We start from the raw sequence: 20,998 nt of genomic DNA on the forward strand, positions 1-20,998 counted from the left end.
CGTTCGTCCTGAGCCAGGATCAAACTCTCCGTGAATGTTTCCCCGTAATCGGGGTGACACCACGAGAGCGGAACCAGAAGAGGAATAATCTTCCGGTTCACAGCGTCCTCGCTGTGCGCCTGCCAGTCAGTGACCGGCAGGACTTTTTCAAAGGAACCTCGTCCCAGCCTGATGGCCGGAGACGGGGTATCAACATATCTGGCGTTGATTTTTGGCACGCTGTTGAGTTCTCAAGGAACGGACGCTTCCTTTGTACTCACCCTCTCGGGCTTTCCTCCGGGCGCTTCCCTTCGGCATTTCGTGTTTCCGACTCTATCAGACCGTTTCACCGGCCGATTTCCTCGGGGTCTTGCTCCGCTTTCCAGAATTGCGCTTTCGCGCTTTCCTTTCCGGCGGCCGTAACTCTAGCAGTCTTTTTTCACCCCGCTGACCACACCTATGCGCACACAGGTCTAGACCACATGTAGGGTTCGACTCTTAGAGGCCGCAGGAGTCGGGCACTCGTTGGTACCTCGTGCTCCCGGGCGGAGGTACGACAGTACAGGGGGCCCCGCGCGCGGTGCAAATCGTTTGCGCGGTGCTCTACGTCAGCCAACCGGTACCTCTCATGCGGAACCGGGACTTTTTATGACTTACGCTTCGAAACGGTACGTCGTCCAGGACAGGCAGTGACGACGACCACCAATCTCCACCCCTGGGAGGCTTGCCATGACCGATGTGACGTCCCCGCTTGCAGGACGCGCCATTGGGCTCTCCGCCGTTCCTGACCCGGTCTTCTCCGGTGCGATGGTCGGGCCCGGCACCGCCATCGACCCTGTGCGCGAGCCTTCCGAGGCCGTCGCTCCCGTCAACGGCATCGTCGTTTCCCTCCACCCGCACGCCTTCGTCGTCGTGGACGAAGAGGGACACGGTGTGCTGACGCACCTGGGCATCGACACCGTGCAGCTCAACGGCGAGGGCTTCGAACTGCTCGTCAACAAGGGGGACACCGTGACGCGCGGCCAGGCCGTGGTGCGCTGGGACCCGGCCGCCGTCGAGGCCGCCGGCAAGTCGCCGGTCTGCCCCGTCGTCGCGCTCGAGGCCACCGCCGAGTCGCTCTCCGACGTCGTCGAGTCCGGCGACCTCACGGCGGGCGCGGCGCTGTTCGGCTGGAAGTAACAGTGCGCCGTCACTGACGGCCGACAGGACAACCACCGCGGCGGCACGGCCGCCGCACTATCGGAGACGGGTGAGATGGAGACAACGCTGCGAGGCGTCGGCGTGAGCCACGGTGTGGCGATCGGCGAGGTTCGGCACATGGGAACAGCGGTGCTCGAACCGCCGGCCAAGCAGATTGCGGCGGAGGACGCGGAGCGCGAGCAGGGGCGCGCCCGCCAGGCCGTCGAAGCTGTCGCGGCCGACCTGATCGCGCGCGGCAATCTGGCCGGCGGCGAGGCACAGGCCGTGCTCGAGGCCCAGGCCATGATCGCTCAGGACCCCGAGCTGATCGCCGACGTCGACCGCCGTGTCGCCGTCGGCAGCACGGCCGAGCGCGGGATCTACGACGCCTTCTCGCACTATCGCGAGCTGCTGGCCGGTGCCGGTGAGTACATGGCCGGCCGTGTCGCCGACCTCGACGACGTGCGGAACCGTATCGTCGCCCGGCTGCTCGGTGTTCCGATGCCGGGCGTGCCGGACAGCGACGAGCCGTACGTCCTCATCGCCCGAGACCTGGCGCCCGCGGACACCGCGCTGCTGGACCCGGCGCTCGTGCTCGGCTTCGTCACGGAGGAGGGCGGTCCGACCAGTCACAGCGCCATCCTGGCGCGTGCCCTCGGGGTGCCCGCCGTCGTGGCGCTGCCCGGTGCCGGAGAGCTCGCCGAAGGTACCGTCGTCGCCGTCGACGGCAGCACGGGTGAGATCTTCGTCGACCCGAGCGCCGAGAAGCGCGCTTCCCTCGAGGCCGCGGCCGCCGAGCGCAAGGCTGCTCTGGCGGCCTCGACCGGTCCGGGTGCCACCTCGGACGGGCACAAGGTGCCGCTGCTCGCCAACATCGGCGGCCCGGCGGACGTGCCGGCGGCCCTCGACGCGGGCGCCGAAGGTGTCGGTCTCTTCCGCACCGAGTTCCTGTTCCTCGACGACAGCGCGCACGCTCCGTCCGAGGAGAAGCAGGTCGAGGCGTACCGCCAGGTGCTGGAGGCGTTCCCCGAGGGACGTGTCGTGGTGCGGGTGCTCGACGCCGGTGCCGACAAGCCGCTGGACTTCCTGACGCCCGCCGACGAGCCCAACCCGGCGCTGGGCGTGCGCGGTCTGCGGTCCCTGCTCGACCACCCCGAGGTGCTGCGCACGCAGCTGACCGCGCTGGCGAAGGCCTCCGAGGGGCTGCCGGTCTACCTCGAGGTCATGGCGCCGATGGTGGCCGACCGTGCCGACGCCAAGGCGTTCGCCGACGCCTGCCGCGAGGCCGGGCTGCAGGCCAAGTTCGGCGCGATGGTGGAGATCCCGTCCGCCGCGCTGCGGGCCCGTTCCGTGCTGCAGGAGGTCGAGTTCCTGTCGCTGGGCACCAACGACCTCGCGCAGTACACGTTCGCCGCCGACCGTCAGGTCGGTGCCGTGTCTCGTCTGCAGGACCCGTGGCAGCCCGCACTGCTCGACCTGGTCGCGCTCTCCGCCGAGGCCGCCAAGGCCGAGGGCAAGAGCTGTGGCGTGTGTGGTGAGGCCGCGTCGGATCCGCTGCTGGCCTGTGTGCTGACCGGTCTGGGTGTCACCTCGCTTTCCATGGGTGCCGCGTCGATTCCGTACGTGCGCGCGACGCTCGGCAAGTACACGCTGGCCCAGTGCGAGCGTGCGGCGGCCGCGGCGCGTGCCGCGGACTCCGCCGAGGAAGCCCGTAACGCCGCTCAGGCCGTGCTCTCCGGCGAGTAGGCGACGAGGCGGGCGTCGGTCCGCCGCTTTCGCGAAGGGCGCTCCACCTCTGGTGGAGCGCCCTTCGCGCTCTCCCGTGGGGTCAGTGCAGGTGCCTGCCCTCCGGGTCGGTGGTGGGCACCTCCGGAGCGGTGCAGTAGTCGACGTCGGGCTCGGGCGCCAGTACGTCTCCGGAGTAGGCGTCGATGCAGTAGGCGTCGAAGACCTGTGCCGCAGTGAGCGTGCGCAGGCTCTCCTCCTTCACCTGCCAGCCGTACACCTGGTCCCGCTCCCCCGCCCTGCTGGTGCGCAGGACGAGAGCGCAGGCGCTCCCGGTGGCGATGGCCAGGGCGAGCACGGTGGCCAGCTCCATCGCCGCGGTCTCGTCCAGCTTGACGGTGTCGGGTGTGGTGGCGTCCACGAGAAGCACCGCTTGGAGCGGTTCGCGGCCGGTGGAGGCGCTGCACACCAGGTGGTGGGTGCCCTCGCCGATGGTGTCGAGCACGCGCGCGACGAGATAGGAGGCGCGGGCGAAGGCGATCCTGCCGATGTCCTGGTGGCAGATCGCGCAGGGGCCCAGGCGGGCGAGGACGGAGGAGGCGTAGGTCCACGTCGCCTGGCGGACCGCCGCCTCGACGAGGTCGGGGACGAGATCGGCCAGTGGCTGTCCCTCGTACGGGAGGGCCGGGCCGATCGAGGCGAGCTCCGCGGTGAAGCGGCCGCGGCTCGTGGCGGTGTCCGGTTCCAGGCCGGTCTCCGCGCAGAAGTCCGCGTACTCGTCGGGGTCGAAGAGCGCGACGCTGGTGTGGCTGCCGGACGCGGCCAGGGATTTGAGCAGCCCTTCCACCTGCCGCAGATATGTCTGGTGGTCCTCGAAGGTGAAGCTGCGGTAGCGCCGCATCGCCGTGAAGTCCTGCTCGTCCGCCAACAGGCCGATGGTTCCGGCCACCTCGCGGCGCAGGATGTGCCGCGAGGTGGTGGTCGGGCCGTGCTGTGTGTGCGCCATGGTTCCCCCTGAGCGTGCTCGATCAATGCTCACTCAGAGTAATCACGGCCACTGACAACGGCCCCGGAGCGGGGGTGCTCAGGCGCGCTTGCGGGCGATGTCCTCGTAGAACTTGAGCAGGTCGAGGTTGTCGATGGAGCCCGGGTTCACCGCCTTTTCCAGGGGCGTGCCCTGGAGGAGCCGCTTGACCGGTACCTCGATGCGCTTGCCGGTGAGGGTGTGCGGGACGCCGGGGGCTTCGATGATCTCGTCGGGGACGTGGCGGGGCGAGAGCTGTTCGCGGATGGCCTGCTTGATGCGGGAGCGGAGGTCGTCGTCGAGGACCGCGCCGGGTGCGAGGTGGACGAAGAGCGGCATCCAGTAGCCGCCGTCGGGTTGTTCCAGGCCGATGACGAGGGACTCGCGGATCTCGGGGAGCCGCTCCACGGCCTCGTAGATGTCGGCCGATCCCATCCGGACGCCCTGGCGGTTGAGGGTGGAGTCGGAGCGGCCGTGGATGACGACAGAGCCGCGTGAGGTGAGGGTGATCCAGTCGCCGTGGCGCCAGACGCCGGGATAGGTGTCGAAGTAGCTGTCGTGGTAGCGGCTGCCGTCGGGGTCGTTCCAGAAGCGGATCGGCATGGACGGCATGGGGTTGGTGACGACGAGTTCGCCGACCTCGTCGACGAGGGGGTTGCCCTGGGGGTCCCAGGCCTGGAGGTCCGTGCCGAGCGCGGGGGCCTGGAGTTCGCCGATGTGGACGGGGAGGGTGGCGACGGCTCCGGCGAAGCAGGAGCAGACGTCGGTGCCGCCGCTGACCGAGGCGATCCAGAGGTCGTCGCGGACCTCGTCGTGGAGCCAGCGGAAGCCGTCCGGCGGCAGCGGTGAGCCGGTGGTCGCCACGCAGGTGACGCGGGACAGGTCGTGGTCGCGTGAGGGGTGCACGCCGGCCTTGCGGCAGGCCATGACGTAGGCGGCGGAGGTGCCGAAGAGGGTAGCGCCGGTGCGTTCGGCGATGGCCCACTGGGCGCCGGTCTCGGGATAGCCGGGGCTTCCGTCGTAGGTGACGATCGTGGTGCCGGTGAGCAGTCCGGAGACGAGGAAGTTCCACATCATCCAGCCCGTGGACGTGTACCAGAAGAACCGGTCGTCGGGGCCGAGGTCGCAGTGGAGTCCGAGCTGTTTGAGGTGCTCGACGAGGATGCCGCCCTGGGACTGGACGATGGCCTTCGGCAGGCCGGTGGTGCCCGAGGAGTAGAGCACCCACAGGGGGTGGTCGAACGGCACGGCCTCGAAGACGGGTGTCACGTCGGCGGAGGTGAGGTCGGCCCATTCGTGGGCGTCCTCGGGGGCCTCGGTGCCGAGCAGGGGGATGTGCACCACGGCGCGCAGGGAGGGCAGTGCCGAGCGGAGTTCGGCGACGGTGTCGCGCCGGTCGTGCTCCTTGCCGCCGTAGCGGTAGCCGTCGACGGTGAACAGGACGACGGGTTCGACCTGCTGGAAGCGGTCCAGGACGCTGCGGGCGCCGAAGTCGGGCGCGCAGGAGGTCCAGACTCCGCCGACGGCGGCGGTGGCGAGCAGGGCGACGACCGCTTCGGGGATGTTGGGCAGGTAGCCGCTGACGCGGTCGCCGGGGCGGACGCCGAGGGTGCGGAGTTCCGCCGCGAGCGAGCCGACCTGGCGGCGCAGCTCCGCCCAGGTGACGGGGCGGGGTTCCTGCGTCTCGTCGACGTGGAGGATGGCGGGGGTGTCCGCCCGCGCGGGGTCCTCCGCCGCGCGCAGTGCGTGTTCGGCGTAGTTGAGGGTGGCGCCGGGGAACCACTCGGCGCCCGGCATGGAGCGGCTGCCCAGCACGCGCGCGTAGGGATGCGTGAAGCGCACGTCGAACCAGTCGGTGACGGCTTTCCAGAAGGTTTCGAGTTCGGTCACCGACCAGCGGTGCAGTGCCTCGTAGCCGCCGTCGGCGGGGGCTCCGTGGTGCTCGGCCGCCCAGGCCTGGAAACGGGTGATCCGCGCGTCGGCGATCTGTTCCCGATCGGGCTGCCAGAGCGGCGAGGGGTTCGCAGTGTCCATGGGGCGGCTCCCGGAAGTACGCGGCGTGGGCGTCCTTGGCGCGCACGGGCTGGGGTGTGCGCGTGACGCGGCTGACAGGGACGATGCCACGTGATCGACTTCGACACCAGGGCGTCCCCCACATAGTCCGTGTCGTGAAGATGTGTCTGCACCACCGATGAACGGAAGTTGAACGCGGCACGCGCGCGTGGCGGTCAGTGGCAGGGTGAGCAGCATGAACGGTCGTGACCTGGTGCGCTCGGTGAAGGCGGTTTCACAGGTGGGTGCCGCCCAGGGGCTTCGGGTTGTGCGCGCCTCGTGGCGGCATCGCAGGGCGGACTCGGTGGGGCTGCCGCAGCAGCAGGGCCCCGCACGGGCGCGGGTTCCGGGACGTGTGGTCGGGGTGGATCCGGCGCCCGGCGGCGGCCGGGTGCGTTTCGCCCGCTCCGTGCTGCGGATCCTGGTGACGGTGAACGGTGCGGTCTTCTGGGGGTGGGACGGGGCCGATCCGGAGCCCTCGTACGCCTTGGCCGGGGTGTGTCCGGAGCCGGACGCCCGGGTGACGCTGGAGCCGGACAAGGACGGCGGGTGGCGGGTGGTCGCCGAGCGGGCGACGGTGACGGTGTCCCGGCACGGGACCATCGAGCTGTGCACGCCGGGCGGCGTGCTGCTGCGCCGGGAGCTGCCGCCGCGCTGGTGGGAGCCGGAGGGTGGCGGCGAGGCGCGCTGGGCGCAGCGGTCCGAGGTCGCCGCGGACGCGCGGTTCTTCGGTCTCGGCGGGCGTCCTTCGGGACCGCGGCTGCGTGACGGCAGGTACCGGATGTGGAACACCGCTCCGCACGGGGCGTTCGGTCCGGGGGACGATCCGCTGTCCCTCACCATGCCGGTGCAGATGGTGGTCGCCGACGCGGGCACGCACCTGGTGTTCCACGACACGACGTGGGACGGCACGGTCGCTCTTCGTGAGGGGCGCGAGGGCGACGGGTCGGGGCACGACAGCGTCGGCTCCAGCGAGCTGCGGATGCGGGGCGGTCCGCTGCGGTGCTGGGCCCTGGTGGGCACGCCGTCGCGGGTGGTGCAGGGGTGGGCGCAGCTGACCGGTGGTGCCGTGGTGCCGCCGTCCTGGGCGCTGGGGCATCAGCACGCGCTCCGGGGCTTCGGTGACGGGGCGGGGACCGAGCGGGAGGTGCGTCGTGTGGTGGCCGGCTATCAGGAGCGCGGGTTGCCCCTGGACGCGGTGCATCTGGACGTCGATCACCACAAGGCGCGGCAGAGTCCGGGCGTTTCTGATGATTCGCCCGGGTCCTTGCGCCGGCTGGCGGACGACTTGCGCGCCGACGGGGTGCGTCTGGCGTCCGTCGTCGGCCCCGGGGTCGGTCCGGAGCGCGGCGACGCGGTCTACGACGGCGGACGCGCGATCGACGCCTTCGTGCGGGACACGACGGGCAGGCCGGTGCGCGGTGTCGTTCAGGGTGGTGCATCGGTGTACCCGGATTTCACCGCGGAGCGGGTGCGGAAGTGGTGGGGCGGGCTGTACGAGGCACGGCTCGCCCAGGGCTCCTCGGGGTTCTTGCACGACGTGAGCGAGCCCCTGTCGTTCGCCGCGTTCGGGAACCGTTCGCTGCCGCTGTCGGCCCGGCACGATCTCGACGGCCGCGGGGCCGATCATCGGGAGGTGCACAACGTGTACGGGTTGTGCATGGCGCGGGCGGGCTACGAGGGGCTCCGTGAACTCCAGCCGCAGGAGCGGCCCTTCGTGTGCTCGCGTTCGGGCTGGGCCGGGATGCAGCGCTATGGAGGGAGCTGGTCCGGCGGGGTCGCGACCGGCTGGCCCGGTCTGCGGGCCTCGCTGTCGCTGGTCGTGGGGCTCGGGCTGTGCGGGGTGCCGTACGCGGGAGCGGATGTATGCGGTGCGGAGGGGGAGCCGTCGCCCGAGCTGTTCCTGCGCTGGTTCCAGCTGGGCGCCTACTTGCCGCTCTTCCGCACCCATTCGGCGCTGCGCGCGGGGCGCCGCGAGCCGTGGAGGTTCGGCGACGACGTGCTCGGGCACGCGCGCGTGGCGCTGGACGAGCGTCGGCGCCTGCTGCCCTACTTCCTGACGCTCGCCCACTTCGCCCGGCGTACGGGTGCTCCGTATGTGCGTCCTGTGTGGTGGGCGGCGCCCGAGGACCGGGCGCTGCGCGACTGTGAGGACGCCTTCTTGGTGGGTGACTCCTTGCTGGTCGCTCCGGTGTGGGGGCCCGGGGTCAGGAGCAGGGACGTTCTTCTGCCGCGGGGGCGGTGGTACGACACGGTGACCGGCGAGGTGTTCGACGGTCCGGGGCGGGTGACGGTGAGTGCCCCGCTGTCGCGGATTCCCGTCCTCGCGCGCGCGGGCGCCGTGATTCCGGTGCGTGCCGAGGACGGGGGCATCGCGCTGGACGTCTGGGCGCCCGCGCCGGGGCGCACGGGCGGCGGTTACGTCGCCGTGGACGCCGGAGACGGGCGGGAGGACCCGGAGATCGAGCGCTACCGGGTGCACCGCGGCGGGGACCGGGTCGTCGTCGAGATCGACGGCGAGGGCGATGGGCGGCCCCCGCACCCGGTGCGGGTACGGGGTCTGTGACGGGCTGGGCCGGTCCTCGATCGGTGCACCGGCTACATGTAGCGGCCTTCGAACCAGGCCCGGACCGCCACCGTGTGCAGGGGGAAGGCGAGTTCGGCCGGGCGGCGCAGCAGGTGCCATCCGTCGGTCTCGTCCGTGGGGGCGCTCGTCGGCAGCTGGGCCACGGGACGTTCCGGCAGCGCGCCGAAGAGGAGCAGATGGCCGTCCGGGGCGCTCATGGCGTCCACGAGGCGTACGTCGCGGCTCGCGGTGTCGATGCCCGTCTCCTCCCTCAGCTCCCGGACGACGGCCTGGCGCCAGTCCTCCCGGTCGTCGACGAAGCCGCCGGGCAGCGCGACCTCGCCGCGTGCGGGCGCGATGGTGCGGGTGATCACGACGAGGGCGGTGCCCGTCGTGTCGTACACGGGCTGCAGGGCGATCGCCACCGGCAGCGGGTTGCGATAGGCGACGGAGTGGCAGGCGGGGCAGGTGCGCGGCCAGCCTTGTACGTCGGCCCCGTAGGCGGTTCCGCAGCTCGAACAGTGCGAATCCGGAACGGGGTTGACCGTGGAATGGGTTGATGCGGACACGGCGCGGACTGTATCCGATCACCGGAGTCCGGTCTTCCCTTGCGGGCCCGCGGCCTGATAGACGCAGGGCCATGAATCGAACTGCCGCCGCTCTGCGGAAACTCGCTGTCCTCACGGCTGCCGCGCTGCTCGGTACGGCCGCCGCTCCGTCGGTCGCCCGGGCGGCTCCCGATCCCAAGGCGCCGAAGGAGTTCGTGGCGCTCGCCGACGTCGATCCCACGATCATCCAGGAGATCCGCTATTTCACCGGGCACAACTTCGTGGGAGAGCCGGTCGACGGCTACAAGAAGCCGATGTGCATCCTGACGAGACCGGCCGCCGAAGCGCTCCACAAGGCGCAGGCCGGGCTGCTGAAGCGGGGCTACTCCCTGAAGGTCTACGACTGTTACCGGCCCCAGCGAGCCGTCGATCACTTCGTGCGGTGGGCCAAGGATCTCGACGACCAGAAGATGAAGGCGGAGTTCTATCCGCAGGTGGACAAGACACGGCTGTTCGCGGACGGGTACATCGCCGAGAAGTCCGGCCACAGCCGGGGCTCCACCGTCGATCTGACGGTCGTGAGGCTGCCGGCGCTGCCCACACGCCCGTACCGGCCGGGTGAGCCGCTCAAGGCCTGTTACGGGCCGCAGAAGGAGCGCTTCCCCGACAACTCCGTCGACATGGGGACGGGGTTCGACTGCTTCGACACCCTGGCGCACACGGACGATCCCCGTGTCCAGGGAGTGCAGCGCACCCATCGGGACCTGCTGCGCGACGCGCTCTCGGACCAGGGGTTCGTCAACCTGCCCGAGGAGTGGTGGCACTTCACCTACAAGCCGGAGCTGTTCCCGGACACGTACTTCGACTTTCCGATCTCGCGGAGGTCGCTGACCGGGCACTGAGCCGCGGCCGGTTCTGCGGGCCCCCTGACGGCGGGCGGTTGCCCGTGGCACACTTCTGACGTTCCGTCAGATTCGGTGTCGGGAGGGTTCGTGACACGTACGCGCACGCCGGTCGTGGCCGGTTGGTTCGCCGGCGAGGGTGAGGACTTCCGCCTGTTGGGGACGCGCTGCTCGGCCTGCGCGTCCGTGTACTTCCCGCGGGAGGACGGGGCCTGCCGCAACCCCGCGTGCGCGGGCGGCGACCTGGTCGAGGTGCCGCTCTCCCGGCGCGGGCGGATCTGGTCGTACACGGACGCGCGCTACCGGCCGCCGGAGCCGTACGTCTCGGACCGGGAACTTCCCTGGGAGCCCTACACGTTGATCGCTGTGGAGCTTGCCGCTGAGCGATTGGTGGTGCTCGGGCAGGGGGTTCCCGGGGTGTCCGTGGCCGATCTGGAGATCGGCATGGAGGTGGAGGTCGTACCGGGCCTGCTCAGCGAGGACGGGGACGAGGCGAGCGGTACGGCCTGGACGACGTGGCACTGGTGGCCGACGGGGGTGACGGCATGACGGGGGACGTGGCGGTGCTCGGCGCGGGCATGCACCCCTGGGGCAAGTGGGGGCGCAGCTTCGTCGAGTACGGGACGGCCGCGGCGCGGGCGGCGCTCGCCGACGCGGCGGTCGAGTGGCAGGACGTGCAGTCGGTGGTCGGCGCCGACACCGTGCGCGGCGGATATCCCGGGTATGTGGCGGGGGCGACGTTCGCGAAGGCTCTGGGCTGGCAGGGAGCCCGCGTGACCAGCGTGTACGCGGCGTGCGCCTCGGGGGCGCAGGCCGTCGCCACGGCGCGCGCGCAGATCCTCGCGGGGCTCGCGGACGTCGTGCTCGTCGTCGGCGCCGATGCCGCGCCCAAGGGCTTCTTCCGGCCCGCCGGGGGTGATCGGCAGGACGATCCCGACTGGCTGCGGTTCCGGGTGCTCGGCGCCACCAATCCGACGTACTTCGGGCTGTACGCGCGTCGGCGGATGGCCGTGCACGGGGACACCCTGGAGGACTTCGCCCAGGTGAAGGTGAAGAACGCGGCCTGCGGGGCACTCAATCCGCACGCCCGCTACCGCAAGGCCGTGTCGGCCGAGGAGGTGGCCGCCTCCGCCGTCGTCTCCGATCCGCTGCGGCTCCTGGACATCTGCGCCACGTCGGACGGCGGCGCGGCGCTGGTGCTGTCCAGCATGGAGTTCGCGCGGCGCCGCGGAGTCACCGATCCCGTACGGATCCGGGCGGTGTCCACGGTGACGCCCACGTATCCGAGCACGGTGCTCGACCTCCCGGACATCGCGACGGACTCGGCCGCGGGGGTCGAGGCGGACGGGCCCTCCTTCCGGTCCTCCATAGCCCAGGCCGCCTATGAAGAGGCCGGCATCGGACCCGAGGAGCTGTCGCTCGCCGAGGTCTACGACCTGTCCACCGCCCTGGAGTTGCAGTGGTACGAGGACCTGGGGCTGTGCGCCGAAGGGGCAGCGGCCAAACTGCTGCGCGAGGGGGCGACGGCACCCGGCGGACGCATACCCGTGAACGTCAGCGGTGGGCTCGCGTCCTTCGGGGAGGCGGTGCCGGCTCAGGCCATCGCCCAGGTGTGCGAGCTGACCTGGCAGTTGCGGGGCACGGCCGGGGCGCGGCAGGTGGCCGGGGCCCGGGTCGGGATCACGGCCAACCAGGGGCTCTTCGGGCACGGTTCGTCGGTCGTGGCGGTGCGTTGACCGAGAGGCTCGGGCGGCGGGCTTGATCAGCGGGTTCGTACGCTGCGTGATCGCCTGGGAATGCTGCGTGAACAGCGTGTGAACTGGACCTGGAGGTGCGCCGGGGGCAGCATCATGCTGCCGTGCGCTCCTGGACGGACAGTCTTCGCTTCGCCTTCCAGCCCGTGGTCAATCTGGCCACGGGGACGGTGGCAGCGCTGGAGATCCTGGCGCGTCCGGAGCACGGCGACGTGCTGGCCCGGGCCCGGCGCGAGCCCGAACTCGACGGTCGGCTCGCCGCGTTGGCGGTCGGCGACGCCGCGCGCAAGGAGACGCTGCTGCCGCTGCACGTGAATGTGTTCGCGGGCACGCTCGCCGACCTCGGCGGGCTCTCGGCGCTGCGGGACGCGGTGCGGGCTGCGGGACGGCTGCCGTGGGAGATCACCGTCGACGTGGGGCCGCCGTTCACGCACGTACCCCACCGGGCGCTCATCGAGGGCGTCGCGGCACTGCGGGACGAAGGGTTCCGGATCTGTGCGGACGGGGTCGGGGACGGCGACCTGCCGTTGCGGCTGCTCGACGATCTGGCGCCCGATCTGGTCAAGCTGGACACTTCGCTGCTGGCGCGTACGGCGTCGGTGCGGGCAATGCGGACCCTGTGCGAGGAGTCGGGGGCGCTGCTCGCGGTCGAAGGAGTGGAGTCGGAGGCGCAGTGCGCCGCGGCCCGGGACGCGGGGGCACAGCTCGCGCAGGGTGTGCTGTTCGCGCCGCCGTCCCGGCTGCCGTCGTCGGATGTCTTCCTGCCCGAACTGCGCTCCGCGGCCGGGATGCCGAGGCCGGCCGGGCCGTCGGTGCGGGAGTTCGTGCGGCCCGCCGCGCTGCTGCCGCAGGGCGCCTCCGCGGAACAGGTGCGCACGCTGCTGACCGGGGCGCCGGAGGTGTCGGGCGTGCTGCTCGTGGACACGGCCGGGGTGCCCGTGCGGTCGGTGCAGCGGGACCGGTTCCTGCTGTCGCTGTCCGCGCGCTACGGGCACGCCCTCTACGCGGACCGGCCCGCGGCGCGCCTCGGCGACCCGCCGCGCACCGTGGGCGTCGCGGCGACCGCCTGGGAGGTGCTGGACGTCGTCGCGGACGGCGAGCGCAGCCGCACCGCCGACGACGTCGCCGTGGTCGACGGCCGGGGACGGTGCGTGGGCGTCGTACGCCTCGCCGACCTCGTACGGGCCCTCGCGGAGAGCCGGGTGGAGGAGGCGGCCGGTCTCAATCCGCTCACGCGGCTGCCCGGTTCGGACGCGGTCACCGGCGAGGTGGACCGCCGGCTCGCGCAGGGCCGGGGCTTCGCCCTGACCTGGCTGGACATCGACGGGTTCAAACAGGTCAACGACGGGGCGGGGTTCGCCGCGGGTGACGAACTGATCCGCGCGGTGGGGCGGGCACTGGCGCGTACGGAGTCGGAGACCGTACGCGTCGGGCACATCGGGGGCGACGACTTCCTGGTCCTGGCCGATCCGGAGCGGCTGGACCCACTCGCCGTCGCGCTGCTCGACGCGCCCTGGTCGGCGGGCGGTCGCGCGGTGACGCTGTCGCTCGCCACGCTGGTGTGCCCGCCGGGCAGCGTGCCCGACCATCGCGGGGCGGCGGCCTCACTGGCGCCGCTCAAGCGGGTCGCCAAGGCGCTGCCCGGGGCGAGTTGGGTGTGCGGGCAGGCGGGCCGTGCGGGCTACGTGGTGCGGCGCGGGACGGCGGCGGACGGAAGCGTCCTGCCGACGGCCTGAGGCGTCGCACCGCCACGAGAACGCTTCGCGCAGGTCATGGCCGCGCTGCCGAAAGCCGTCCGGCAGAACGCGCTTGCCGGAGTGTCCGCCACCGGTCAACCGTTGCGGTCGGCGACCTTGACGCTCCAGTACGGCCGGTGAACACTTCCGGGTGTCAGTCGGCATCGCCGCAAGCCGGCCCACCTCCGATCGTGGCAGGTCAGGGCCGCTCCCCCACGCGCGGTTCCGGCTGTGCGGGCACGCTCGTCACGGACGCCGGGCAGGGCACGGGACCTCCCCTGACCACGGCCGAAGTAGCCAGAACCAGCCAGGGGAAACGCCCCCTGCGCGGAGGACCGGGGCGCTCCGCCCCGGGCGAGGGGCTAGGAGCCGCTATGCACAGCAACGGAGACATCTTCGTCGGTGAGGTCATCGGCACCGCCATTCTGATCCTGTTCGGCGCGGGCGTCTGCGCCGCCGTCACCCTGAAGCATTCCAAGGCAAGAGCCTCGGGCTGGATCGTCATCGCGTTCGGCTGGGGGTTCGGCGTACTGGCCGGCGCGTACACGGCCGCGCCCCTGTCGGGCGGCCATCTCAACCCCGCCGTCACCCTCGGCATCGCCATCGACACAGGCGACTGGGACCAGGTCTGGGTCTATCTGTGCGGCCAGATGGTCGGCGCCATGCTGGGCGCCGTCCTCGCGTACCTGGTGTATCTCGCGCAGTTCAACGCCAATACGGGTTCCGCCGCCGAGGGCGCGCCGGCCGACGACGGGCCGCTGCCGACGCTCGGCATCTTCTCGACGATCCCCGAGATCCGGAATCCCGCCGCGAACCTGCTCACCGAGGTCATCGCGACGATCGCGCTCGTGCTGCCCATCCTGGCGTTCGGGCTCACCAAGGGCCTGGGCGAGTCGGGTACGACGGTGCTGATCGTGTCGCTGCTGGTCGTCGGCATCGGTCTGTCGCTGGGCGGGCCGACCGGGTACGCCATCAATCCCGCGCGCGACCTGGGCCCGCGCATCGTGCACCAGTTGCTGCCCATCCCCAACAAGGGGACGTCCGACTGGGGTTACGCCCTCGTGCCGGTCGTCGGGCCGCTGATCGGCGGCGCGCTGGCGGGGGTCATCTACAACGCGGCGTTCTGAGAGCCGCGATCCGAAACGCGGCCGCGGAATCGTTCCGGCCAGGTTCCACGGCGTTCCGACACCCGATCCACGTACGACCGTCCGCTCACGAAGGGGTAGCCATGCCCGAGACTTCCGTGAAGTACGTAGCCGCGATCGATCAGGGCACCACGTCGAGCCGTTGCATCATCTTCAACCAGGACGGCGAGATCGTCGCCGTCGACCAGCGCGAACACCGTCAGATCTTCCCCAAGCCCGGCTGGGTGGAGCACGACGCCACCGAGATCTGGTCCAAGGTCCAGGCGGTCGTGGCCGGCGCGCTCGCCAAGGCCGGACTGCGCGCCGACCAGCTCAGCGCCCTCGGCATCACCAACCAGCGGGAGACCACGGTCCTGTGGGACCGCGCGACCGGAAAGCCGGTGCACAACGCCATCGTGTGGCAGGACACCCGGACCTCGGCGCTCTGCACCGAACTGGGCGGCTCCGACGGGCAGGACCGGTTCCGCGAGCAGACCGGTCTGCCGCTCGCGAGCTACTTCTCCGGGCCCAAGGCGGCCTGGCTGCTCGACAACGTGCCGGGGCTGCGGGCGCGGGCCGAACGCGGTGACATCGCCTTCGGGACGATCGACTCGTGGCTGATCTGGAACCTGACCGGCGGCACCGACGGCGGTGTGCACGTCACCGATGTGACCAATGCCGGGCGCACCATGCTGATGAACCTGGAGACCCTTCAGTGGGACGCCTCGATCCTCTCCGCGATGCGGGTGCCCGAGGCGGTCCTTCCGGAGATCCGTTCGTCGGCGGAGGTGTACGGCACGGCGGTCGGGCAGTTGTCCGGGGTGCCCGTCGCGTCCGCGCTCGGGGACCAGCAGGCCGCCGTGTTCGGGCAGGCGTGCTACGACACCGGTACGGCGAAGAACACGTACGGCACGGGCAGCTTCCTGCTGCTCAACACCGGTAACCGGCCGGTTCCCTCGAAGAACGGGCTGCTCACCACCATGGGGTACAAGATCGGCTCCGAGGCGCCGGTGTACTGCCTCGAAGGGTCGATCGCGATCACCGGGGCGCTCGTCCAGTGGTTCCGCGACCAGCTCGGCATCATCAAGACCGCCGACGAGATCGAGACGCTGGCCGCGAGCGTGGACGACAACGGCGGGGCGTACATCGTGCCCGCGTTCTCCGGTCTGTTCGCGCCGTACTGGCGCTCGGACGCGCGCGGTGTCGTCACGGGGCTGACCAGGTACGTCACCAAGGCGCATCTCGCGCGGGCCGTCCTGGAGGCGACGAGCTGGCAGACCCGTGAGGTCGTCGACGCGATGTACCAGGACTCCGGGGTGCGGATCACGACCCTGAAGGTCGACGGTGGCATGACGAAGAACAACCTGCTGATGCAGCACCAGGCGGACGTGCTCGACGTGCCCGTGATCCGGCCCAGGGTGTCGGAGACCACGTGCCTGGGCGCCGCCTACGCGGCCGGGCTCGCGACGGGGGTGTGGAACGACCTGGACGAGCTGAAGTCGCACTGGCAGCGCGACGTCGAATGGACGCCGTCGATGGACGCGCAGACCCGGGACCGCGAGTACCACAACTGGCACAAGGCGGTGGAGAAGAGCCTCGGCTGGCACGAGGACGGCGTGTAGGCACGCGGATAAGCGCCCGTGTACGCGCCCGTGTCAGCGCTCATCGGGCGCGGGTTGAGAGGTACGCGCGCGTAGAGGCGAAAACTGCCTCCTCGCGCGCGTGCTCGCGCGTGACGGTTGCGCGCGCGTGCCGGTTCAGGTGACGGCCGGCTCGCGGCGCCGGGCGGAGACGGCCGCGGCGTGCTCGACCACGCCGATGAGCACGTTCTTCACGGAGTCCTTCTCGCGGGCGTCGCACAGCACCACGGGGACGGCCGGGTCGAGGTCCAGGGCCTCGCGCACCGTGTCGGTCGGGTAACGGGCCGCGCCCTCGAAGCAGTTGACGCCGACGACGAACGGGATGTCACGCCGCTCGAAGTAGTCGATGGCGGCGAAGCAGTCCTCCAGCCGCCGGGTGTCGGCGAGGACGACGGCACCCAGCGCACCGGTCGCGAGCTCGTCCCAGAGGAACCAGAAGCGGTCCTGGCCCGGTGTGCCGAAGAGGTACAGGACCAGGTTCTCGCGGACGGTGATCCGGCCGAAGTCCATGGCCACGGTGGTGGTGTGCTTGCCCTCGACGCCCTGGGTGTCGTCGACCGGGCGGCCCGCTTCACTGAGCAGTTCCTCCGTGCGCAGCGGCCGGATCTCGCTGACCGCGCCGACGAGCGTCGTCTTGCCCACGCCGAAGCCGCCGGCCACCAGGATCTTGAGCGTGACGGGCTCGACGGGGGCCCTGCCGCGCTCGGAACGCCCGAAGATCATGGGTTGTCTCTCCTGACTCACTGGTTGGGCTGTCGATCAGAGGGCTCTGAGGCCGTCGATCACATCGCGCAGGATGCTCTCGTCGGGCAGTTCCGCCGGTGGGACCGGGCGGGTCACATGGACCAGATCGTCGTCGACGAGGTCGCCTATCAGGACGCGGACGACCCCGACGGGCAGGTCGAGTTCCGCGGCGAGCTCAGCCACCGACTGCGGGCTGTCCCGGCACAGTTCGACGATGTCGACGTGTTCCGGCGACAGGGTCTGGTCGGCGACCGGGTCGCCGCCGCGGGCCTGCGCGACGACGACCGCGATGAGGTCGAGACGGTGCTGTCCCGCACTCGTGGTGCGGCCGCGTGTCATGGCGTACGGGCGCACGACGGGCCCGGCGTCGTCGTCGAACCAGTGCGTCCCTTGCGTCCCCTGACCGTCTGCGCTCATGCCAACCCACTACCCTCCGGCGGGTGGTTCCGTGCGCGGTGCCGTCGCCAGGTGGGCGCCGACGCGCTTGACCAACAAGGTCATCTCGTAGGCCACGAGGCCGACATCGGAGTCCGCGTCCGACAGGACGGCGAGGCAGCTGCCGTCGCCCGCCGCGGTGACGAACAGGAAGGCGTCGTCGAGTTCGACCACCGTCTGCCGGACGCCGCCCGCGTCGAAGTGCCGGCCGACTCCCTTGGCGAGGCTGTGGAAGCCGGAGGCGACAGCGGCGAGGTGCTCGCTGTCCTCGCGGGTGAGGTCCTGGGAGACCCCGGTCGGCAGTCCGTCGCCGGACAGCACGAGCGCCTTGCGGATGCTGGCCACGCGTTCCACCAGATCGTCCAGAAGCCAGTTCAGCTCACCCGAACCCCCCGGGGTGGTGTGCGCGCTGGCCTTCGGTGCGGTCATCGACCGTCCCCCTCAGATGTCGTTCCCTGTGCTGTGCCGTCGGCGCTCTCGTCGCTTGTGGCGCGCTCGTCGCCCACGGCGTTCTGATCACTCGTGGCGGCTCTGTCCTGTACGGCGGTGCCGTCGTCCGTGGCCGTGCCGTCGTTCGTCGCGGTTCCGCCCTGCGGGACGGTTGCGTCGTCCGCGGCGTTCTCCTCGCGGCCGCGCCGCCAGCCGCTCTGGAGCGAGGCCATGCGGCTGCGTACCTCATCGGCGTCCCGCTCGGCGGGCTCCGTGGCGGTCGTCTCGACCAGGCCCGTGGTGCGGTCGTCGCGCCGGTCCGGGCCGTCCTTCAGCTGCGGGGCCAGGCTCGCCTGCCGTACGCGGCGGGGCAGACCTCCCAGTCCGGCGTCGGCAGGCCCCGTCCGCGGTTCGGGAGCGGGCTCGGCGGCACGGGCGCGGCGCCTGGGCAGGTCGGCGGGCGGCGCGGGCGCCACGGTGTTCCGCGGCCGGTCCGCGCCGTCCCGGTCGTGCCGTTCACCGGCTCCGGTGCCCGTACGGTCGCCCTCCCCCGGCCGGGTGTGCGTGACGGGCCTGCCGTGCGAGCTGACCAGCTTGGGAGTGCGTCGGCGGGGCAGCGGCACGAGACCGCCGCCGGGGGCCTTGCCGTGGTCGCCGTCGCTGCCCCGGCGGGGGCCGAAGAGGCCGTCGCGGTCGGCGTCGTCGGCCTGCTGGTGCTGCTCGCCGGGAGTGCCGGCCACGGGGCGGCGGGGGCGGAAGAGTGCGCCGCGCTCGCTGTCGTCGTCGCCGAGGGCCCCGGGGAACGAAGTCATGTCGGAGGTGGCCAGCGGCGCCTCCAGCTCCACAGGGCCGTCGAGCAGCGACGGGGGCAGCCCCGGCAGGCCGTCGGAGGCGGGAAGGCTCCGGCCGCGCTGGGCGGCCGGTGTGCGGCGCACCGCCTCGGGCCGGTCCAGACGGAACCCGGCGCCCTCGGTGTCCGTCGCGTCCGTGAGGAGGGAGTCCGGGATGAAGACGACCGCGGTGGTGCCTCCGTACGGGGACGGCTGGAGCGAGACGCGGACGTTCTGCCGCTGGGCGAGCCGGCTGACCACGAACAGGCCGAGCCGGTCGGTGTCGGAGAGTTCGAACTCGGGGGTCTCGGCGAGCCGCAGGTTGGCGTCGAGCAGCGCGTCGGCGGCCATGCCGAGGCCGCGGTCGTGGATCTCCAGGGTGAAGCCGTTGGCGACGCTCTCGCCGAGCACCTGCACAGCCGTGTGCGGGGGCGAGAACACCGTGGCGTTCTCCAGGAGCTCGGCCACCAGGTGGGTGAGGTCGGCGACGGCGGGCCCGGTCACCGCGATCCGCGGCAGCCTGCGCACCTCGATCCGCTCGTAGTCCTCCACCTCGGCGACGGCGGCACGCACGATGTCCATCAGCTGCACCGGCTTGCGCCACTGCCGGGAGGGGGCGGCGCCGGAGAGGATCACCAGGCCTTCGGCGTGCCGGCGCATACGGGTGGTGAGGTGGTCGAGGCGGAACAGGTCGGCGAGTTCGTCGGTGTCCTCGGTCCTGCGCTCCATGGCGTCCAGGAGGGTCAGCTGCTTGTGCAGCAGGACCTGGCTGCGGCGGGCGAGGTTGACGAAGACCTCGGAGACGCCCCGGCGCAGTTCTGCCTGTTTGACGGCGGCTTCGACGGCGGACCGTTGCAGGGTGTTGAGGGCCTGGCCGACCTGGCCGATCTCGTCCTTGTCGTAGGTGAGCCGCGGCGCCTCGGTCTCCACGTCGACGGTCTCCCCCGCCGCGAGACGGCGCATCACGCTCGGCAGCCGCACGCCGGACGCCTCGTGCGCCTGGAGGCGCAGGCGGCGCAGGTCACGGACGAGCCTGCGGCCGATGCGGAGCGACATGAAGACGGAGAAGAGCAGGGCGAGCAGGCCCAGCACGCCGGCGATCCCGGCCCGGACGAAGACCTGCACGGCGACGGGCCGGGCCCCGGTCTCGTAGTGATCGGCTGCTTCGGTGTTACGGGTCTTCAGGGTGTCCAGCACACGGCTGGAGGCCTTGTCCCAGCTCTCGACGGTGACGCCCTTCGGCGTGCCGGGCTCGCCGTTCACGACGGCTTCCTCGGCGTTGCGCAGGGGGGCGGTGTCGGCGCTTCTCCAGTACCGCTGGAAGCGGGAGCGCTCGTCCTCGGGGAGGAGGGCGAGGTTGGTCTCGTAGAGGAGGGTGCGCTGCGCGATCAGGTCGGAGACCTGGCGCAGTTCGTCCTGGGTGAGGCGGCGGGCGACGAGCCCGGAGCCCACCAACGCGTCCTCCCGCGCGAGCAGTTCACGTGCCTGGACCACGCCGACGACGGCGCGTCCCTCGCGTTCCACCTGGGCGTCGTCGAAGGAGACGATTCCCAGCAGGAAGTCGTGCGTCGGTTCGATGAGGCGGTTGTAGAAGGTGAGGGCCTGGCCGCGGGTGACGGTTCCCTCGTCGACGTTGCGGCGCAGTGACTCGATGCCGTCGAAGCCCTCCACGGCGGCGTCCAGAGTCGCGCGCGCGTCGCCGTCCATGTCGCCGCGGAGGTCGGCGTCGCGGGCCTTCTCCTTGACCTCGCTCATGGCCTCGTCGGAGGCGCTGCGCTTGGCCCGCAGAGCGGACTGGGCGTCGGAGGCACGGGGATCCGCGAGATAGACGAGCGTCTGACGGCGCTCCTCCTGGAGGACGCGACCGGTCTCGGCCAGGGGGTAGCCGATGCCGTCGACGACCCGGCCCGCCGAGAACATCTCCAGGGCGGCGCGTCCCGTGATCACCGAGGCGAAGGCCCAGATGGCTGTCAGGGACAGCAGCGGCACCATCAGCAGCGCCACGATCTTCCGGCGGATGGACTTCCCGCGAAAGCGCATGGCCTCCCCCAGATCGGCCCCCTGCGGTCGGTCAGGGGCACACATGTGCGTCAACAAGCGGGCGCGAGCCTACTACTGACACAGGAACAACTCGAAGACCTGTCCGGATGCTGTCCGACACGTCTTCGGTGCGGACGTCCGGAGTTGTCCGTTCATTGGGTGAGATTGCGGCCCAAGATTCAATCAATCTGCGGCGAACACAATCAGCCCCGCTTCGCGCAGAGTTGGCCGGAATGATGCGCGGGAATCTTTGGCGCGTTCCGTTCGTCGTACATCACAGGGCGGTACGGG

17 protein-coding genes are annotated in these 20,998 nt (G+C 71.3%); 9 read left to right on the top strand and 8 right to left on the bottom strand.

What is annotated here, in order from left to right:
- Nucleotides 1-218: hypothetical protein (locus K377_RS42055; protein ID WP_220093182.1), on the bottom strand; the 218-nt coding region annotated here is incomplete at its 3' end.
- A gap of 490 nt (nucleotides 219-708) precedes the next feature.
- On the opposite strand from K377_RS42055, the gene K377_RS23950 reads away from it, so the two are divergent.
- Nucleotides 709-1,158, top strand: coding sequence for a PTS glucose transporter subunit IIA (locus K377_RS23950; RefSeq protein ID WP_111665561.1), 450 nt, complete (start codon nucleotides 709-711; stop codon nucleotides 1,156-1,158).
- Between the two features lie 75 nt (nucleotides 1,159-1,233).
- On the top strand, nucleotides 1,234-2,904 hold the full coding sequence (gene ptsP, locus K377_RS23955; protein ID WP_111665562.1) for a phosphoenolpyruvate--protein phosphotransferase: 1,671 nt from the start codon (nucleotides 1,234-1,236) through the stop codon (nucleotides 2,902-2,904).
- 82 nt (nucleotides 2,905-2,986) lie between these two features.
- Here ptsP and K377_RS23960 read toward each other — a convergent pair whose 3' ends face one another.
- Nucleotides 2,987-3,889 carry a hypothetical protein gene (locus K377_RS23960; protein ID WP_111665563.1) on the bottom strand — a complete coding sequence of 301 codons (903 nt, stop codon included), beginning with the start codon at nucleotides 3,887-3,889 and terminating at the stop codon, nucleotides 2,987-2,989.
- Between the two features lie 78 nt (nucleotides 3,890-3,967).
- Nucleotides 3,968-5,941, bottom strand: a complete 1,974-nt coding sequence (locus K377_RS23965; RefSeq protein WP_111665564.1) for an acetoacetate--CoA ligase — start codon at nucleotides 5,939-5,941, stop codon at nucleotides 3,968-3,970.
- 214 nt (nucleotides 5,942-6,155) lie between these two features.
- Here K377_RS23965 and K377_RS23970 point away from each other — a divergent pair, with 214 nt between their 5' ends.
- Nucleotides 6,156-8,525, top strand: a complete 2,370-nt coding sequence (locus K377_RS23970; RefSeq protein WP_111665816.1) for a glycoside hydrolase family 31 protein — start codon at nucleotides 6,156-6,158, stop codon at nucleotides 8,523-8,525.
- Between the two features lie 32 nt (nucleotides 8,526-8,557).
- Here K377_RS23970 and K377_RS23975 read toward each other — a convergent pair whose 3' ends face one another.
- A complete protein-coding gene (locus K377_RS23975; protein ID WP_111665565.1) occupies nucleotides 8,558-9,094 on the bottom strand; it encodes an NUDIX domain-containing protein in 537 nt (178 codons plus the stop codon).
- A gap of 71 nt (nucleotides 9,095-9,165) precedes the next feature.
- On the opposite strand from K377_RS23975, the gene K377_RS23980 reads away from it, so the two are divergent.
- From K377_RS23980 to glpK, 6 genes are all read left to right on the top strand, one after another.
- On the top strand, nucleotides 9,166-9,975 hold the full coding sequence (locus K377_RS23980) for a M15 family metallopeptidase (RefSeq protein ID WP_111665566.1): 810 nt from the start codon (nucleotides 9,166-9,168) through the stop codon (nucleotides 9,973-9,975).
- A 90-nt stretch (nucleotides 9,976-10,065) separates the two neighbouring features.
- On the top strand, nucleotides 10,066-10,524 hold the full coding sequence (locus K377_RS23985) for a Zn-ribbon domain-containing OB-fold protein (RefSeq protein ID WP_111665567.1): 459 nt from the start codon (nucleotides 10,066-10,068) through the stop codon (nucleotides 10,522-10,524).
- A complete protein-coding gene (locus K377_RS23990) occupies nucleotides 10,521-11,711 on the top strand; it encodes a lipid-transfer protein (protein ID WP_111665568.1) in 1,191 nt (396 codons plus the stop codon). Before K377_RS23985 ends, K377_RS23990 begins: the two co-directional genes overlap by 4 nt.
- Nucleotides 11,712-11,833: 122 nt before the next feature.
- Nucleotides 11,834-13,465 carry a GGDEF domain-containing protein gene (locus tag K377_RS23995; RefSeq protein ID WP_111665569.1) on the top strand — a complete coding sequence of 544 codons (1,632 nt, stop codon included), beginning with the start codon at nucleotides 11,834-11,836 and terminating at the stop codon, nucleotides 13,463-13,465.
- A gap of 374 nt (nucleotides 13,466-13,839) precedes the next feature.
- Nucleotides 13,840-14,592 (top strand): MIP/aquaporin family protein, encoded by a 753-nt coding sequence (locus tag K377_RS24000; RefSeq protein WP_111665570.1) that lies wholly within the window; start codon nucleotides 13,840-13,842, stop codon nucleotides 14,590-14,592.
- A 101-nt stretch (nucleotides 14,593-14,693) separates the two neighbouring features.
- The gene (gene glpK, locus K377_RS24005) at nucleotides 14,694-16,211 is read left to right on the top strand and encodes a glycerol kinase GlpK (RefSeq protein WP_111665571.1); all 1,518 of its coding nucleotides are present in this window, start codon (nucleotides 14,694-14,696) and stop codon (nucleotides 16,209-16,211) included.
- A gap of 135 nt (nucleotides 16,212-16,346) precedes the next feature.
- Here glpK and K377_RS24010 read toward each other — a convergent pair whose 3' ends face one another.
- From K377_RS24010 to K377_RS24025, 4 genes are read right to left on the bottom strand one after another with little or no spacing between them, the layout of a single operon-like run.
- Complete coding sequence (locus K377_RS24010; protein ID WP_111665572.1) at nucleotides 16,347-16,952, bottom strand: ATP/GTP-binding protein; 606 nt, start codon at nucleotides 16,950-16,952, stop codon at nucleotides 16,347-16,349.
- Between the two features lie 36 nt (nucleotides 16,953-16,988).
- The gene (locus tag K377_RS24015; protein WP_111665573.1) at nucleotides 16,989-17,390 is read right to left on the bottom strand and encodes a DUF742 domain-containing protein; all 402 of its coding nucleotides are present in this window, start codon (nucleotides 17,388-17,390) and stop codon (nucleotides 16,989-16,991) included.
- A 9-nt stretch (nucleotides 17,391-17,399) separates the two neighbouring features.
- On the bottom strand, nucleotides 17,400-17,837 hold the full coding sequence (locus K377_RS24020) for a roadblock/LC7 domain-containing protein (protein ID WP_111665574.1): 438 nt from the start codon (nucleotides 17,835-17,837) through the stop codon (nucleotides 17,400-17,402).
- On the bottom strand, nucleotides 17,834-20,707 hold the full coding sequence (locus tag K377_RS24025) for a nitrate- and nitrite sensing domain-containing protein (RefSeq protein WP_111665575.1): 2,874 nt from the start codon (nucleotides 20,705-20,707) through the stop codon (nucleotides 17,834-17,836). The genes K377_RS24020 and K377_RS24025 overlap by 4 nt, the downstream gene beginning before the upstream one ends.
- Between the last annotated feature and the right edge of the window lie 291 nt (nucleotides 20,708-20,998).

Source organism: Streptomyces sp. PsTaAH-137, from assembly GCF_003259365.1.
GTDB lineage: Bacteria > Actinomycetota > Actinomycetes > Streptomycetales > Streptomycetaceae > Streptomyces.

What these genes read in the sequence shown, in the direction of transcription:
- K377_RS23980 (WP_111665566.1), top strand. Translation starts at nt 9,166, where the DNA reads ATGAATCGAACTGCCGCCGCTCTGCGGAAACTCGCTGTCCTCACGGCT.
- K377_RS24015 (WP_111665573.1), bottom strand. Translation starts at nt 17,390, where the DNA reads ATGAGCGCAGACGGTCAGGGGACGCAAGGGACGCACTGGTTCGACGAC.
- glpK (WP_111665571.1), top strand. Translation starts at nt 14,694, where the DNA reads ATGCCCGAGACTTCCGTGAAGTACGTAGCCGCGATCGATCAGGGCACC.
- K377_RS23970 (WP_111665816.1), top strand. Translation starts at nt 6,156, where the DNA reads ATGAACGGTCGTGACCTGGTGCGCTCGGTGAAGGCGGTTTCACAGGTG.
- ptsP (WP_111665562.1), top strand. Translation starts at nt 1,234, where the DNA reads ATGGAGACAACGCTGCGAGGCGTCGGCGTGAGCCACGGTGTGGCGATC.
- K377_RS24000 (WP_111665570.1), top strand. Translation starts at nt 13,840, where the DNA reads ATGCACAGCAACGGAGACATCTTCGTCGGTGAGGTCATCGGCACCGCC.
- K377_RS23990 (WP_111665568.1), top strand. Translation starts at nt 10,521, where the DNA reads ATGACGGGGGACGTGGCGGTGCTCGGCGCGGGCATGCACCCCTGGGGC.
- K377_RS23965 (WP_111665564.1), bottom strand. Translation starts at nt 5,941, where the DNA reads ATGGACACTGCGAACCCCTCGCCGCTCTGGCAGCCCGATCGGGAACAG.
- K377_RS24020 (WP_111665574.1), bottom strand. Translation starts at nt 17,837, where the DNA reads ATGACCGCACCGAAGGCCAGCGCGCACACCACCCCGGGGGGTTCGGGT.
- K377_RS24010 (WP_111665572.1), bottom strand. Translation starts at nt 16,952, where the DNA reads ATGATCTTCGGGCGTTCCGAGCGCGGCAGGGCCCCCGTCGAGCCCGTC.
- K377_RS24025 (WP_111665575.1), bottom strand. Translation starts at nt 20,707, where the DNA reads ATGCGCTTTCGCGGGAAGTCCATCCGCCGGAAGATCGTGGCGCTGCTG.
- K377_RS23960 (WP_111665563.1), bottom strand. Translation starts at nt 3,889, where the DNA reads ATGGCGCACACACAGCACGGCCCGACCACCACCTCGCGGCACATCCTG.
- K377_RS23950 (WP_111665561.1), top strand. Translation starts at nt 709, where the DNA reads ATGACCGATGTGACGTCCCCGCTTGCAGGACGCGCCATTGGGCTCTCC.